The 14,535-nt window shown below is 58.1% G+C and carries 14 protein-coding genes; 3 read left to right on the plus strand and 11 right to left on the minus strand.

The genetic code is table 11. The features are described 5' to 3' along the window. Window positions 1-55 precede the first annotated feature (55 nt). From V6L79_RS15680 to V6L79_RS15715, 8 genes are all read right to left on the minus strand, one after another. Window positions 56-925, minus strand: a complete 870-nt coding sequence (locus V6L79_RS15680; RefSeq protein ID WP_338579135.1) for a phosphogluconate dehydrogenase C-terminal domain-containing protein — start codon at window positions 923-925, stop codon at window positions 56-58. Window positions 926-928: 3 nt separating this feature from the next. Then, window positions 929-1,735, minus strand: a complete 807-nt coding sequence (locus tag V6L79_RS15685) for a TIM barrel protein (RefSeq protein ID WP_338579136.1) — start codon at window positions 1,733-1,735, stop codon at window positions 929-931. Beyond that, window positions 1,720-2,532, minus strand: a complete 813-nt coding sequence (locus tag V6L79_RS15690; protein WP_338579137.1) for a triose-phosphate isomerase family protein — start codon at window positions 2,530-2,532, stop codon at window positions 1,720-1,722. Before V6L79_RS15690 ends, V6L79_RS15685 begins: the two co-directional genes overlap by 16 nt. Further along, the gene (locus V6L79_RS15695; protein ID WP_338579138.1) at window positions 2,529-2,999 is read right to left on the minus strand and encodes a ribose-5-phosphate isomerase; all 471 of its coding nucleotides are present in this window, start codon (window positions 2,997-2,999) and stop codon (window positions 2,529-2,531) included. The genes V6L79_RS15690 and V6L79_RS15695 overlap by 4 nt, the downstream gene beginning before the upstream one ends. Continuing rightward, entirely contained in the window at window positions 2,992-4,755 is a 1,764-nt protein-coding gene (locus V6L79_RS15700; protein WP_338579139.1) for a dihydroxyacetone kinase family protein, read from the minus strand. The genes V6L79_RS15695 and V6L79_RS15700 overlap by 8 nt, the downstream gene beginning before the upstream one ends. A 3-nt stretch (window positions 4,756-4,758) precedes the next feature. Further along, window positions 4,759-6,117 carry an MFS transporter gene (locus V6L79_RS15705; protein WP_261738307.1) on the minus strand — a complete coding sequence of 453 codons (1,359 nt, stop codon included), beginning with the start codon at window positions 6,115-6,117 and terminating at the stop codon, window positions 4,759-4,761. Window positions 6,118-6,554: 437 nt separating this feature from the next. Beyond that, entirely contained in the window at window positions 6,555-7,166 is a 612-nt protein-coding gene (locus V6L79_RS15710) for a dTMP kinase (RefSeq protein WP_261738308.1), read from the minus strand. A gap of 137 nt (window positions 7,167-7,303) precedes the next feature. Beyond that, entirely contained in the window at window positions 7,304-8,224 is a 921-nt protein-coding gene (locus V6L79_RS15715) for a LysR family transcriptional regulator (protein WP_261742431.1), read from the minus strand. 109 nt (window positions 8,225-8,333) lie between these two features. Between V6L79_RS15715 and V6L79_RS15720 the strand changes: the two genes are divergently transcribed. Next, window positions 8,334-9,524 (plus strand): MFS transporter, encoded by a 1,191-nt coding sequence (locus tag V6L79_RS15720; protein ID WP_261738309.1) that lies wholly within the window; start codon window positions 8,334-8,336, stop codon window positions 9,522-9,524. A 1-nt stretch (window position 9,525) separates the two neighbouring features. Here the strand turns inward: V6L79_RS15720 and V6L79_RS15725 are convergent, their stop codons facing one another. Further along, window positions 9,526-9,861, minus strand: a complete 336-nt coding sequence (locus V6L79_RS15725; RefSeq protein ID WP_261738310.1) for a helix-turn-helix transcriptional regulator — start codon at window positions 9,859-9,861, stop codon at window positions 9,526-9,528. 49 nt (window positions 9,862-9,910) lie between these two features. Here V6L79_RS15725 and V6L79_RS15730 point away from each other — a divergent pair, with 49 nt between their 5' ends. Next, window positions 9,911-11,002, plus strand: a complete 1,092-nt coding sequence (locus tag V6L79_RS15730; RefSeq protein WP_338579140.1) for an NADH:flavin oxidoreductase/NADH oxidase — start codon at window positions 9,911-9,913, stop codon at window positions 11,000-11,002. 82 nt (window positions 11,003-11,084) lie between these two features. Here V6L79_RS15730 and V6L79_RS15735 read toward each other — a convergent pair whose 3' ends face one another. Next, on the minus strand, window positions 11,085-11,714 hold the full coding sequence (locus tag V6L79_RS15735) for a glutathione S-transferase (protein ID WP_338579141.1): 630 nt from the start codon (window positions 11,712-11,714) through the stop codon (window positions 11,085-11,087). A 72-nt stretch (window positions 11,715-11,786) separates the two neighbouring features. Next, a complete protein-coding gene (locus tag V6L79_RS15740) occupies window positions 11,787-12,464 on the minus strand; it encodes a type 1 glutamine amidotransferase domain-containing protein (RefSeq protein WP_338579142.1) in 678 nt (225 codons plus the stop codon). Window positions 12,465-12,879: 415 nt separating this feature from the next. Between V6L79_RS15740 and V6L79_RS15745 the strand changes: the two genes are divergently transcribed. Next, window positions 12,880-14,508, plus strand: coding sequence for an efflux transporter outer membrane subunit (locus V6L79_RS15745; RefSeq protein ID WP_338579143.1), 1,629 nt, complete (start codon window positions 12,880-12,882; stop codon window positions 14,506-14,508). Window positions 14,509-14,535: the final 27 nt, after the last annotated feature.

Consider the following 14,535-nt stretch of genomic DNA (forward strand, 5'->3'; position numbering starts at 1 on the left):
AAACGCCCGGGGTATTAACCGCCGAGCGCTGAACGTCGCTGAGTATGCGCTTGAATCAGGCAGCGTCGGCTTTACGCACCGCATCGATCTTGAGCATGCGGGCAATGATCAGGTCCAGCTCCTTCTCATCGAAAATTTTCTTCCAATCCGGTTTGATGATTTGCTCACGACCATAGTCGATAGCAATCAGGCAAGCATCGGAGAACGGGTTGGTACTGCGGAATGCCACTGCCAGGGCAATCTGGATATGACCGTAAAGCATCGCCTTGGCTGCCGCTTCAGGCACACCGATGCGGTTGATGGTTTCATCCAGCGCTTCTTTCATGAAGCTGCCGACCATGCAGGCCACGGTTTCCACCAACGTCGGTTCCAGATAGGCCAGTTGTTTGACAGTGACCCAGTGCACCTCCCCCACCGGGCCGTACATCACGCCAATGATCTCGGCCAGTTCTGAACGCTGCTTGTCGTTACCGCTCTCAAAAGCTGCGCAAACATCTTGAATAGCTGCGTTGCCACCGAAAGCATCGGCGTACTCTTCCTTGGTGGTTCGCTCAAGAAACACAGACGGGTGACAGGGGTGAGCGACTGCCTGGTGAATGCCGTCACGCTGCGCCAGCAGCCCGGCGTAAGAGGCAGCAGGGTCGAGGGTCAGCAGAATCGCACCGTTTTTCATCTGCGGCACTACAAACCCGGAGACAGTTTCCAGTGCCACGTCGGGCACCGCAAGAATCACCACATCGGCGTGAGCCACCACCTCATCGGTGACCGCCAGCTCACGACCGGCGGCGATGATTTGTTCACGCGCCCGGGGCGAGTTTTCGCAGTACGCCACGTTGTAACGGCTGTGCTGCAGGTTGTTGGAAATGCGCATGCCCATCTTCCCGCCGGCGCCCACAATGGCAATTTTTTTCAGTTCGTATGTCATGGGTTATTCCTCGCTTTGCTTGGCATTCAGGTAGTTCAGGTTGTGTCGCGTCCATTGGTCTTCCATGGCGCAGGTAGACGCCGCGTCGAGTTGCCAGGGAAGCCAGTGTTCGATGATCTGGTTGATGTGCTTGTGGTCGGGCTGGACCTTGCCGCGCATGTAGTCGTAATCCAGCAGGCCTTTCCCCATCGGGCAGCCAGCAAAGGTGAACCCCACCCAACCGTCGCGTCGGGAAAAGCTGAAGTCCTTGACGTGCAGGTTCAGCACACGGCTGGCGGTCATGTCGATCACATCCTTGGGATGCTCGAGCGCTGCAACACAGTTGCCAGGGTCCAGACAGATGCCTAACCAAGGGCTGTCGATACGTTCGATCGCCTGCATAATCCTGCTGGTCGGCACCTGCTCATAAGTCTCCAATGCCAGCTTGACGTCCTGCTCGACAAAGCTCGGCATCACCGTTTCCAACAGCCAGACGGCCTCGTCAAGGGTGGGTTGGTGCGTGTTGCTGTTGAACATGCTTCGCAGGAGGCGCACATCAAGAGTTCGGGCGATATCCAGATATTTCCGTAAGTGCGCGGTTTCCAGCCCGCGCGTACCCAGTTCGAGAATAAGGCCCAGGTCATCTGCTTGGTGTTTGAGCTCAAGCAAGGCCCGCGGCGAGAGCGCTTCGAGACCTTTGTAATCACAGATCTGGAACACCCCCGCGCCCAGCTCTGCGGTCTGCTGCAGCATCATCGGCAGATCCAGGGGGCGTGGCACACGCTCGGATGCACGCCAGAAAAACGAGTAGGTACTCAAGCCGATTGCCATACGTTGCCCTCCTCCTTGGCGATGACTGTGTCAGCGCACTGTCGCGCCGCTTCTTCGAGAATCGATGCGAAGTTCAGCGGGTCATGGGCAAAGCGGCCAAGGAACAACCCATCAACCTTACCGCCAAGTGCGGTCAGCAAGCCGGGCCCGGCGCTGCCGCCATAGATAACCCGGGTTCCGGCAAGCCCGTTCTCGGCGACCCGCTTGCCGAGAGCTGCGCAAACCTCGCCGATGTAGGCCAAAGAAGCTGGCTGGCTGGCACCGATGGCCCACTGTGGTTCATACGCCAGAATCAAATCCCCTTGCAGCCCGGCATCCACCGCACTGGCCAATGAAGCCTCGAGCTGCTCCAGGCACACTTCAACGGCCTCTTCGACGCGTCCGTGGTGCTCCTCCCCAAGACACAACATCGGAGTCAAACCGTTACGCCAGGCTGCGGCCGTCTTGTCGGCAATGCTCCGGGATGTTTCAGCGAAATAGCGCCGGCGCTCGGCATGCCCGATTTCCACCAGGCTACAACCCATTTCCTTGAGCACTGCCGGGCTGACTTCGCCGGTATAGGCCCCCTCGTCCTCCCAAAATACGTCTTGTGCGCCGACCTTGGCGATGCCGTGGAAAATCTCCAGCGCCGGCGCCAGCATCGGAAAACTGGGGATCACCAACACTTCAATCGCGCCACTGCGCACCTGAGGATGCTGTTTGATCTGCTCGGCCACCGCCGCACACCATTGCAGCGTTCGCTGGTAGCCGAAATACATCTTCAGGCTGACCCCGAGTGTTACCGCCGGGCGATTCATCGCGCACTGACCCGTTCATAGTCATTCAGGGTCTGGACCTTGAGCGCGGATGCCGAGCTTTCGTCAAAGCGATAGGTCAGCCACTCCTTGAGCAGGCGACGTGCCAGTTCCAGGCCTATCACCCGTTGACCGAATGTCAGGACCTGAGCGTTGTTGCTGAGGATCGCGCGCTCCACCGAGAAACTGTCGTGAGCGGTTACCGCACGAATGCCTGGGACTTTGTTGGCGGCGATCGCCACCCCCAGACCAGTACCACAAATCAGCAATGCTCGGTCGGCCTGCCCTGCCGCGACTTTTTCGGCTGCCTCTATTGCTATCAGCGGATAAGCCGTATGGCTCTGGCTGTCTACGCCAATATCGTCGACCGACGCTACGGCCGGGTTCGCCATCAGATCGCGCTTGAGGGCTTCCTTGTATTCGTAACCGGCGTCATCGCAACCAATTACAATGCGTAATTTTTCACCCATGGACTGTCTCCTCGGCAAGGTTTGGAGCTCGAAGGCCGACGCGTAGCAACGGCTCGATCGCATTGATAATCAGGGAAAGGGAAACCGCACCTGCGTCGGGTGTGCCGAGGCTTTTCTCGGCGAGCGGCCGTGCACGGCCAATGCGCGGCCGTAATTGAGCGGTGTCGGCAGCGGCTCTTTGCGCGACTTTGGCGGCGATGCCCCAGGCCTCTCCGAGCTCCAGTGCAGACTGCGCTGATTCGCACAGCGACTGGCTGAATGGAACCAGCACATCGACCATGGTCTTGTCGCCCACCTGTGCCTTGCCAAAATGCATTATCCCTTGGCTAGCCCGACGAACCCCTTCGGCAACCAGCGCGGTATCGGGATCCAGGTGATCCCCAAGAGTGGTGCCCAATGCCGTCAATGCCACCCCCCAGAGGGCACCGGATGTGCCCCCCGCCTGGTCAGCCCAGGCATCGGCGGCTAAACGCAGCAAGGTGCCTGCTCCACACTTGAGTGCCTGTACCTCGCGCGCCCTGGCAACGGCGGCCATCACCCCGCGCTGCATGCCAATCCCGTGGTCACCGTCACCCGCAATGGCATCGATCCGTCCCAGTTCATCGGCATGCTGCAGCACGGTGCGCTCGGCCATTTCCAGCGCCTGCAACACGCACTGCGCGGAGCGTCTGGACTTGACGCTGGCTGCCGGAATGACCACCGGTTCGATCACTTGAAACGCCAACTCGCCCAAGGTTTCAGCCAACACCACTGCGCCTTTTCGATACGCCGGGGTCGATACCGGAGCGCACCAGAATCGCTCGAGTTCCTCGTCCAGCCAGCACAGCGTCAGTGAGACACCGGCCATGTCAAAGCTGGTCACCAGCTCACCGACTTCTGGCTCGACCACACGCAGGCCGGCCTCACTCAACAATTGAGAGACGCACCGGTACACCACGAACAGCTCTTCGTATTTCACACTGCCCAAACCGTTGAGGATCACCGCCACGCGCTGGCCATTTACCGAGCCAATATCCTCGGGCAAGTCCTTGAGCAACGCCGCCACCATCAATTCGGCCAGCTCATCAGCGCTGGGAACCGGACGCTCATCAATGCCTGGCTCGCCATGGATGCCCATGCCCAGAGCCATCTTTCCCGGTGGCACATCGAACAAAGGGTGTTGCGCCCCCGGCAACGTACAGCCCGCAAATGCCACGCCCAGTGAGCGGGTTCGGGCATTCGCATGCCGCGCTACGCGCACCACCTCAGAAAACTCATATCCGCTTTCGGCCGCGGCCGAGGCGGCCTTGAACACCACCAGATCGCCAGCGATACCGCGTCGCTTGTGCAGTTCGTCGCTGCCGACGCTGGAAATGTCATCCGTCACGGCTATCACTTCACACTGAATGCCCTCGGCCAGCAGACGGTCCCTGGCCAGACCGAAGTGCAGCACGTCACCTGCGTAGTTGCCGTAGCCCAGCAACACGCCGCCGCCCTTATGGGCAACACGCGCAACGTTGTAGATCTGCTGCGCGGACGGTGAAGCAAACAAATTGCCCATGACCGCCGCATGAGCCAAGCCTTGGCCGACCAGGCCGGCGAAGGCCGGGTAATGACCGGAACCGCCGCCGATTACCACCGCCACGGAGCCCGGCTCACTGCGGGTACTACGTACGACGCCACCGGGAACCTGACGAACTTTATCGCCATGCACCGCGACGAAACCTTGCACCAGCTCGCTGGCAAACGCCGAAGGTTTATTAAACAAACGAGTCATTACTTACTCTCCCTGTAGCGCTTGACGGGTGGGGGTGGGCGGCGTCACGGAAACTGCCCGGCGCTCGCTGCCCAAAGCAACCATAAGCACGGCCGACATCAGCATCAGCCCGCCGACAACGAACATCGGCACGGTGTAATCGCCAGTACTTTCCTTGAGCATTCCGGTGACGAAGCCAGCAGAAAAACCTGCCACGTTGCCCACTGTATTGATCAACGCCACCGCGGCAGCCGCTGAAGCGCCGGTGAGGAATCGAGTTGGCAAGGTCCAGAAGTTCGGCAGTGCAGCGAATATCGAACAAGCGGTAATCGTTACCACCGCCACCGTGGCCGCCGGCGAAGCCATAGCCAGGGCGAGCGGGATACTCACGGCACCGGTCAGCGCCGGTAGCGCAATGTGCCAAGTGCGACAGCCTCTGCGGGTGGCATCTCGCGACCATAGATACAGCGCGACCGCGGCAGGCAAATAAGGAATCGCGGTGATCAGGCCTTTTTCGAACACCGTGAAAGTGGTGCCGAACTGGGCCTGGAAGCCGCCAATGATAGTCGGCAGAAAGAATGACAAAGCGTAGAGGCCGTAGATGAAGCCGAAGTAGATCAGGCACAGCATCCACACCCGGCCATTAAGCATGGCGCGTCCGACACCCGGATGGCCCGCACTGGATTGAGTCTCGCCATGCTCGCGTTCAAGCTCACCGACCAACCAGGCTTTCTCTTCAGCGTTCAGCCATTTGGCTTCCGATGGACGATCGACCAGGTAATACCAGGCAATGAATCCGACAAGAATCGCCGGCAGTGACACGCCGAGAAACATCACGCGCCAGCCAGCCAGTCCGAACAGGCCGTCATGTCCGATCAACCAGGCTGCCAGCGGCGCACCAATGACCACTGTCAACGGCTGAGCCAGATAAAACAGCGCGAGGATCTTGCTGCGGTAGCGCGAAGGAACCCACAGGCTGAGGAACAGGATGGCTCCGGGAAAGAAGCCAGCTTCGGCGATCCCGAGCAACAAGCGCAGCCCGTACAACCCTTCGACACTGCTAACCCAGGTGAAGAGCAAGGACACCACTCCCCAGGACACCATGATCCGCGCCAGCCACTTGCGGGCTCCGAAGCGGTGCAAAGCGAGATTGCTCGGAATTTCCAGCAGGATATAACCGATAAAGAAAATCCCGGATGCCAGCCCGAACTGCGCAATGGTCAGGCCCAAGTCCTGTGTCATGCCATTAGGACCGGCGAAAGAAATCGCCGTGCGATCAAGAAAGTTGATGAAGAACATGAGGCCCACAAAAGGCACCAGGCGCAGCGATATTTTGCGGATGGCCGATTTTTCGGCGCTAAGTGATGCGCAGACAATGGACATGTCGTTTCTCCGACTCATCTACGGTCATGAAGTGCGTCACGACTGGTGTGATGAGGTGATTTCTTATTATGGTCGCTATAAAGCAGCGATCCGACCTTAGGCCTGGCTCGTGATCAAGCGATGGCTTAGGCAAATTTCTAACACGACCCTTTCCAATTGTATACTGTGATGATGGTATGATCTCTATGCAAGCTAGAATAAACCCTCAGGACTATCCTGAGAGGACCGTGCCAGAGGGGTTAGAAAATCAAACAACTGTTTATTTAAAGTTTAGCGGGGCACGCTCAACCATCCGGATACAGCCTGAAATTGTCACTCCGGGAGAGCTTTATATAAGTGCCGCGAGGGGGCGAAGACAGAACAGCTGAGGCAACCAGGCTAGTGTCGCGTGACCAATCTCGTGATAAACACCTCGCGTGGAAGCCAACTCCCGGGGCTCAACGCAGGGCCCTGTAAATCTCGGAAACAACCTGCATCGTCGCGTCTTCGATGGTCCCTTCATTACGGCATACAACCCAGCCGTGATCTGCACTCGCTTGCTCGAACGCCTGGGTACAGGCGACATGTTCTTCCAGCTTATGGATCACCGTACTGCTTAGCCCCCGTCGCCGCGCTGCCGCCCTCGCCCATGAAAGTTCAGGTGCGGTGACAACCCCGACATGCAGGTCGGGCACTCGCACATTTCGTTCAATGTTCAATTGCAGAATTTCTGCGAACGGGAGTATCCGGCGAAAAGCGGCATCAGACGGATACCAGCGATCGATCAGGATGATGCTATCGGGGGGTTGTTTAGTAAGCACGTGCCGGGAAATCCAGGCACGGCTATCAGCAAAGCGTTCACACACCCTTAACTCTAAATCCCGGGTGGGATTTCTGGCGAATGCGTTAACGAGGGTCATCGTTTCAGCCCTGCCGGGGTCGCTTTTTTTCTCGCAAAGCCGGATCACTTTTTTGTTATCGGCCCTCAGTGCTTTCGTAACGGCCTCCAACAGTGTGGTTTTGCCGGTTCCTTTGGGCCCATCTAGAGAAACAAACAGCGGACGATTCATTCTTCAAATATCGATTGTTTTGCGTTTTTTTGCCCTGTTCGTTTGCTGGAACCGCTTGGTGCGACTACGCGAATCGAGTGCAAGGTCCTTATGAACAGACATCAGCGAGCACTTTAACCTTAAACCCGCTCTTTCTCTCAGCGACGCCCTGCTGGAGTCAGATTAGCCCCCAGATATTCGATTAAAGCACTGACTTTTGGCAGCGCTTCGCGGCTCTTTAGCCATACCAAATTCATCGGAAGGCCTTCCGTGGCCAGATGAGGCAAAACCTCCACCAGCGCTCCCGTGTTCAAATGCGCTTGCACCAGCCAGGTAGGCAGTTGGGCGATGCCAAGCCCGGCCAATACTGCCATCACCTCTCCTTCACCGTCCCCCACGGCAATATGGGGGTGCATGATCCTGCGCTCCTTATCACCCTGCTGACGGCCTTTGAAATACCAGGGGATCGCCATCCCGTCGTTCTGCCCATAACCCACGCACAGGTGTGCATCCAGGTCCGACTCCGACTGGGGTTGCCCGTAACGGAGCAGATAATCGGGTGATGCGCAAAAAACCAGCTTCGGCGTGCCGAAAAACCGGTGCCCTATAGAGGCAGGCCACGCATCCGAGCCGCCGATCCTGACAACAATATCAATACCTTCGTGGACCGGGTCGACGTACCGATCCGAGAACGACACATGCGGTGACAGCCGTGGGTGCAGCTTCATGAAATCCAGAATTAGCGGCAGGACATGAAGCCTTCCATAAGAAGCTGGCAGGTCAATACGCACCTTGCCCTGAGGTTCGGTCTGGGTCGAAGTCAGCGCTATTTCAACCTCTTCCAGATCCGAAAGCACCGCCGTACACGTACGGTAGAAGGTTTCTCCCGCGTCGGTCAGTGACAAGCGACGCGTGGTGCGCTGAAACAAACGGGTGCCGAGCCGCCCTTCGAGTCGGGCAATGCTCTTGCTGACGGCAGAGTTGGTCAGGTTCAGGCGGCCAGCGGCCGCCGTAAAGCTGCCCAGATCGGCAACGATAACAAAAACATCAATACCCTTAAGGCGTTCAGACGAAAACATCACCACTCCAATTAATGAATTAAATTCCACTCACTCAGTAGAATTCAGCAAAGATCAAGCTCAGTTTCTCCAATAGGCTATATCAAAACCTATTCTGGAGTTAAGCGACATGCAGTCCTCATCTGCGGCAAGTGCCACATTGGCCCCTGCCGAAACATCACGTTCAGGACTTCAGATTCTGATTATGGCGGTCGCAGCCTTTATTATCGTGACCACCGAGTTCCTGATCGTCGGCCTGCTACCAGCCCTGTCACGAGACCTGAATATCTCTATCGCCCTGGCTGGTCAGGTCGTTACGCTGTTTGCCTTTACCGTAATGTTATTCGGGCCCGTACTCACGGCCAGGCTGGCGCATGTCGAGCGCAAAAAGCTGTTCACCATCATTCTCATGGTGTTCGCGGCATCCAACGTTCTGGCAGCGGTGTCCAGCAATATCTGGGTGCTGGCTGTGGCTCGATTTATCCCTGCCCTGGCGTTACCGGTTTTCTGGGGCACGGCCAGCGAGACTGCAGGCCAACTCGCAGGGCCTGGGCAGTCGGGTAAAGCTGTAGGCCGCGTTTACTTGGGCATTACCGCCGCACTGGTGTTTGGTGTGCCGCTGGGTACCTTGGCAGCTGACACGGTGGGCTGGCGCGGCAGCTTCTGGATCCTGGCAGCCGTCTCCCTGCTGATTGGCATCCTGATGCATCTGGTGATGCCAAAGCTGCCGGTCACCGAAAAATCGCACCCTGACCAGAAACAGACGGCAATCTTGCGCCAACCACGTTTTCTGGCTCACTTGCTGCTGTCGGTCCTGAGCTTTACCGCTCTGTTCACCGCCTATACCTACCTTGCAGACATCCTTGAACGACTCGGCGGCATTCCTGCTGGCCAGGTGGGCTGGTGGCTGATGGGCTTCGGCGCGATCGGCATGGTTGGTAACCACTTGGGCGGCAGTATGGTAGACCGCAAACCGCTGGCTGCCATGGTGGTGTTTCTGGTGCTGGCCGGTGCCGGGATGCTGGCGGCCGTACCGCTTGCACCTCATCACCTTTGGTTGACCGTTGCGTTGGTGGCGTGGGGTATCGGTTACACCGCGCTATTCGTGGTGTGTCAGGTGCGAGTGATGCAGGCCGGTGAGCAATCTCAGGCCTTGGCTGCGACCCTGAATATATCGGCAGCCAACGCCGGCATCGGCCTGGGCGCAATCCTTGGTGGGGTCGGCATCGGTCACTATGGTCTGGGCTCGATCGGCATTATCGCCACCCTGATCGCCGCACTCGCTGTCATCGTTGCACTGCTGATGATGCGTCGTCAGTAACTCAGGCCTGGGAAAGAATGCAATCCAGCAAGCCCGGGAAACGCAGATTGAGCTCCTCCGACCGCAGCGAGTTCATGTGCGTAGTACCGATATTTCGCGTGTGAACAAGCCCGGCGTCGCGCAAGACTCGAAAGTGATGGGACATGCTGGACTTGGGGCGACCGCCGTCCAGCTCGCCGCACGATGCTTCAGCGACGCCCGCAAGATACCGGACAATCTCGAAACGAACAGGGTCGCTCAGGGCGTAAAGCAAACGCTCGAGGATGAAATCGGATGGAACTGGATGTTTGAAGGTGCGCATGTGGCGATGATAACGAACGCTTTCAATGAATGCCATATTTCGAATACTATCGAACAAGCGAAACAAACTTTCCAGGAGCCATGACATGTCTGCACTATTCGAACCGTACACGTTGAAGGACGTCACCTTAAGAAACCGTATCGCCATTCCGCCGATGTGTCAGTACATGGCCGATGACGGCATGGTCAACGATTGGCACTTGGTCCACCTGGCCAGTTTGGCAAGGGGCGGCGCCGGTCTGGTTGTAGTCGAGGCAACAGCCGTATCTCCCGAAGGGCGTATCACGCCAGGCTGCGCCGGCATCTGGAGCGATGCCCATGCCCAGGCGTTCGTGCCCATGGTAAAAGCGATCAAGGCTGCCGGTTCTGTGCCTGGCATTCAGATAGCCCATGCCGGACGCAAGGCCAGCGCTAACCGTCCTTGGGAAGGCGATGATCACATCGCGGATGGCAATCCAAATGGCTGGAAGACCATCGCCCCCTCTCCCATCGCGTTCGGCGGCAATCTGCCGAAAGTCCCCCAGGAAATGACCCTGGAAGACATTGCCCGGGTGCGCCAGGACTTCGTCGATGCTGCACGCCGGGCCCGTGACGCCGGTTTTGAATGGATCGAGCTGCACTTCGCACACGGGTATCTGGGTCAAAGCTTCTTCTCGGAACACTCCAATCAGCGCACCGACGAGTATGGCGGCAGCTTTGAAAACCGTAGTCGGTTCCTGCTTGAGACGTTGGCAGCCGTGCGTGAAGTTTGGCCAGAGAACCTGCCACTGACGGCTCGTTTCGGGGTGATCGAGTATGACGGGCGTGATGAGCAAACGCTGGTTGAATCGATTGAATTGGCGCGGCGCTTCAAGGACGGCGGGCTTGACCTGTTGAGCGTCAGTGTAGGCTTCACTATCGCGCAGACCAATATTCCTTGGGGTCCCGCCTTTCTGGGCCCTATCGCCGAGCGCGTGCGTCGCGAGTCGGGCCTGCCGGTGACTTCTGCATGGGGCTTTGGTACTCCGCAACTGGCACAAGCCGCTATCGAATCTCGCCAGCTGGACCTGGTGTCAGTGGGCCGGGCTCACTTGGCTGATCCGCACTGGCCGTACTTTGCAGCCAAAGAGTTGGGGGTTGAAAAGGCTTCCTGGACGCTCCCTGCGCCCTACGCTCACTGGCTTGAACGCTACAGATAAGTTGACCGGGAAATTGCCGCGTTGTTAGCGGCAATTCTACCCAGGCTATGGAGCTCATCTCACCGGGGTGCGTATGGCTCAACTATGCTTGCGGCGAGTTCTCCAGCTTTAATGCTCGCTTCCAGCTGTCCAGTCCAGCCAGACGTTGCAGGTAAGCCTGCACATGAGGATATTGCACCCCTGCCCTCATCTGCTCGATCACCGTGATGGCGACAAAAGCCAGCATGAAATCAGCCCCTGACAATGTATCCCCCACGATAAAGGATCTGTTCGCAAGCGTACTGTCCAGAAACCCCAGGACCTTCTCAAACTCGGTCTGGGTGTAGCCGTCGAGGAATTTCAATTGAGTCCCGGCGTTGATCTCAAACTGGGTAAATAGCTTGAGTAGCACCGGCACCATCGCCGAACTTTCCGCAAAGTGAATCCATTGCAGGTACTGAAGATAATCCGGTGAATTGAACGCGGGCTCCAGCTGGGGCGCGAACCGGCGGATCAGGTATTCGACAATGGCGCCTGACTCAACGAGCACCTGCCCGTCAAATTCAATCACCGGTGACTTGCCCAGCGGATGAATGTTTTTCAGCGAGGCCGGTGCGAGACGAGTGACCGGATCGCGCTGATAGCGGATCAGGGTGTAAGGCTCGCCAATTTCTTCAAGCAACCAAAGTATACGCAGCGATCGGGACGCGTTGAGGTGGTGAAGTGTGATCATGACGGCTCTCTTTAATGAGGGGGGACACCCGCGGCGCCCGGACTGCTCTACAAGCCCGGACGCTGTCAGTGGTTACTTCAGTTGGGCGACCAGTGCTTTGGCAACACCTTCAGAACTCGCCGGGTTCTGACCGGTGATCAGCTTGCCATCTTCAATCACGAAGGGGGCCCAGTCCGGCCCTTTTTCATAATGCCCACCCAGGCTCTGGAACTCATCCTCGATCAAAAATGGCACGACATCGGTCAGTTCTACTGCCGCTTCCTCACCATTGGTGAAACCGGTGACCCGGCGCCCTTTAACCAGCGGTGCGCCGTCCGCGGCCTTCACATGACGTAGCGCTCCCGGTGCGTGGCAGACAAAACCAATGGGCTTGCCAGAGCGCTCGAAGGATTCGATCAGGTGGATAGACGTCTTCGACTCGGCCAGATCCCACAGAGGGCCATGCCCACCCGGGTAGAACACGGCGTCAAAGTCTTTAGCGCTCACCGTATCCAGCTTGACGGCGGTCGCCAAGGCCTGCTGTGCGGCAGGATCAGCGTTAAATCGATGGGTCATGTCAGTCTGGAAATCCGGCAGTTCACTCTTTGGGTCCAGCGGTGGCTGACCACCCGCTGGCGACGCCAACACCACCTCGGCCCCGGCATCCTTGAAGACGTAGTAAGGCGCTGCGAACTCTTCAAGCCAGAATCCTGTTTTCAAGCCCGTGTCCCCCAGTTGATCGTGGGACGTTAGAACCATCAGAACTTTCATGTCATAGCCCTCATTGCTGCGGTTTGGCCTTTGGCAACGCGATCTGCCTTGGGCTTATGCTGGATGTACTGCATTGCACTGACTATGTACGACCACCGGTTTTTGAATACGTGCAACGCCGAAAAACGCGAATATCATGATAGGCCCCATGCCTGCTGCACAGGCTGCCACATCGATAACTTGGGCGCTGTTTCGACACTGAGTTGTTCCTCTGCAACATAGCAAGAAACCTCGCTCAATATCGTTCGATAAAGATTTCCTCTATTGGCGGTTGCGCCACTCTTGAATTAACGTTTATCCCATCTGTTCATCGTGACTTGGATCCAGTCATCCGCTGCTGTTTCAGGGGGCGGCTTGGTGCACGCGCGCGCATCGCTCATCAAAGTAGTTAACCCACTGATTAATCAGAGTGATTATGAAAGAGCTGCCTCGCCAGTGTGCATCGGGTTCGCGACAGGTGATGCACATCTGCGCGATTTTTCGACAGTCACATTTTCTGGCGCCGTTGAGTCTGCTGTGCATTGCCCTCGCGGGTTGTACCGTGGGGCCCGACTTTGTTCGCCCTGATGTGGCCGCAAATGCCGACTATTCCCGAAAGCAGCTCACCACCACCGCCCAGGCTGATGTCGACGCTGGCGGCGCGGCACAACAGCTGATTGCCGGGATGGATATCCTTGGGCAGTGGTGGACGTTGTTCCGCTCACCGGCACTCAATGCCCTGGTGGCAGAAGCGATGCACGCCAACCCGAATGTCAGCGCCGCACAAGCGGCATTGCGCCAGGCTAACGAACTGGTTTATGCCGACCAAGCGTCGCTGTTCCCTTCCATAACCGGCAATGTGTCGAAAACCCGCGAGAAAATATCGGGGGGCACGACAGGGGCACCGTCGTCATCCATTCTCACGCTGAACTCTGCGTCGCTGAGCATTTCCTATGCCCCGGACGTGTTTGGCGGCACCCGGCGGCAAATCGAATCTTCTACGGCGCAAGCCGAGTACGAGCGTTTCCAACTGGAGGCGACGTACCTCACATTGACCTCCAACGTGGTCAATACCGCGGTCAGCCTGGCGTCTGTACGCGATCAGGTGGCAGCCACCGAAGAAATCATCCGGCTGCAGAGCGACCAGCTCGACCTTCTGCACGCGCAGCGGCGACTGGGCGCGATTGGCGATACTGACGTCCTCACGCAGGAGACCGCGCTGGCACAAACACGCGCCACCTTGCCGCCCCTGCAAAAGCAATTGGCGCAGACCCGCAATCAGTTGATGGCCTACCTTGGGCGGTTTCCCAATCAGGATCAGGACGAGCGTTTCAACCTGGCTTCTTTGCACTTGCCGGAACAACTGCCACTCAGTCTCCCCTCGGCAATCGTCGGCCAGCGGCCGGATGTGCGTTCTGCGCAAGCTCAACTGCATCAGGCCAGCGCCAATATTGGCGTGGCTGTCGCCAACCAGCTGCCACAGTTCAGTATCACCGGATCATTGGGCTCTACCGTGGCCAGCGGAACCAGGTTGTTCTCGGCAGGCAGTGGCGTCTGGAGCCTCGCCGGGTCGATTGCCCAGCCAATATTTGATGCCGGCGCACTCGAGCATCGTAAACGCGCAGCCGTGGCCGCTTATGACGAGTCGGCGGCCCAGTACCGCGGCACGGTGATTACCGCATTCCAGGATGTGGCCAATGCACTGCGAGCGCTTGAAGCCGACGCTGATGCGCTCAACCAGCAGGTGGTGGCTGAACGTTCAGCGCAAGCTAACCTCGGCCTGGTACGAGCACAGTTCCGACTCGGGGCGGTGGCTTACATCAACCTGCTCACGGCCCAACAAACCTACCAGAACACCGTGCTTGCGCGCGTCAAGGCCCAGGCTGCTCGATACAGCGATACCACCGCCCTGTTCCAGGCACTGGGTGGCGGCTGGTGGAATCGCGCTGACGTGGACCCTGCCACGGCTGGCAGTCCCGATCGCTTCGGCCTGCCGTCTTGGCAAGAGATCATGCCGCCTGCCAACAAAAAGGCTGCACCTGCCAATGCAGCGCGGCTGGACTGAATTGAACGATTGAAACAGTGAGAACAC

The organism is Pseudomonas sp. ML2-2023-6, assembly GCF_037055265.1.
GTDB classification, from domain to species: domain Bacteria; phylum Pseudomonadota; class Gammaproteobacteria; order Pseudomonadales; family Pseudomonadaceae; genus Aquipseudomonas; species Aquipseudomonas kulmbachensis.

Bases quoted from the DNA above. Each gene is read 5' to 3' on its own strand.
- V6L79_RS15680 (WP_338579135.1), bottom strand. From the start codon at position 925: ATGACATACGAACTGAAAAAAATTGCCATTGTGGGCGCCGGCGGGAAG.
- V6L79_RS15685 (WP_338579136.1), bottom strand. From the start codon at position 1,735: ATGGCAATCGGCTTGAGTACCTACTCGTTTTTCTGGCGTGCATCCGAG.
- V6L79_RS15690 (WP_338579137.1), bottom strand. From the start codon at position 2,532: ATGAATCGCCCGGCGGTAACACTCGGGGTCAGCCTGAAGATGTATTTC.
- V6L79_RS15695 (WP_338579138.1), bottom strand. From the start codon at position 2,999: ATGGGTGAAAAATTACGCATTGTAATTGGTTGCGATGACGCCGGTTAC.
- V6L79_RS15700 (WP_338579139.1), bottom strand. From the start codon at position 4,755: ATGACTCGTTTGTTTAATAAACCTTCGGCGTTTGCCAGCGAGCTGGTG.
- V6L79_RS15705 (WP_261738307.1), bottom strand. From the start codon at position 6,117: ATGTCCATTGTCTGCGCATCACTTAGCGCCGAAAAATCGGCCATCCGC.
- V6L79_RS15710 (WP_261738308.1), bottom strand. From the start codon at position 7,166: ATGAATCGTCCGCTGTTTGTTTCTCTAGATGGGCCCAAAGGAACCGGC.
- V6L79_RS15715 (WP_261742431.1), bottom strand. From the start codon at position 8,224: ATGTTTTCGTCTGAACGCCTTAAGGGTATTGATGTTTTTGTTATCGTT.
- V6L79_RS15720 (WP_261738309.1), top strand. From the start codon at position 8,334: ATGCAGTCCTCATCTGCGGCAAGTGCCACATTGGCCCCTGCCGAAACA.
- V6L79_RS15725 (WP_261738310.1), bottom strand. From the start codon at position 9,861: ATGGCATTCATTGAAAGCGTTCGTTATCATCGCCACATGCGCACCTTC.
- V6L79_RS15730 (WP_338579140.1), top strand. From the start codon at position 9,911: ATGTCTGCACTATTCGAACCGTACACGTTGAAGGACGTCACCTTAAGA.
- V6L79_RS15735 (WP_338579141.1), bottom strand. From the start codon at position 11,714: ATGATCACACTTCACCACCTCAACGCGTCCCGATCGCTGCGTATACTT.
- V6L79_RS15740 (WP_338579142.1), bottom strand. From the start codon at position 12,464: ATGAAAGTTCTGATGGTTCTAACGTCCCACGATCAACTGGGGGACACG.
- V6L79_RS15745 (WP_338579143.1), top strand. From the start codon at position 12,880: ATGAAAGAGCTGCCTCGCCAGTGTGCATCGGGTTCGCGACAGGTGATG.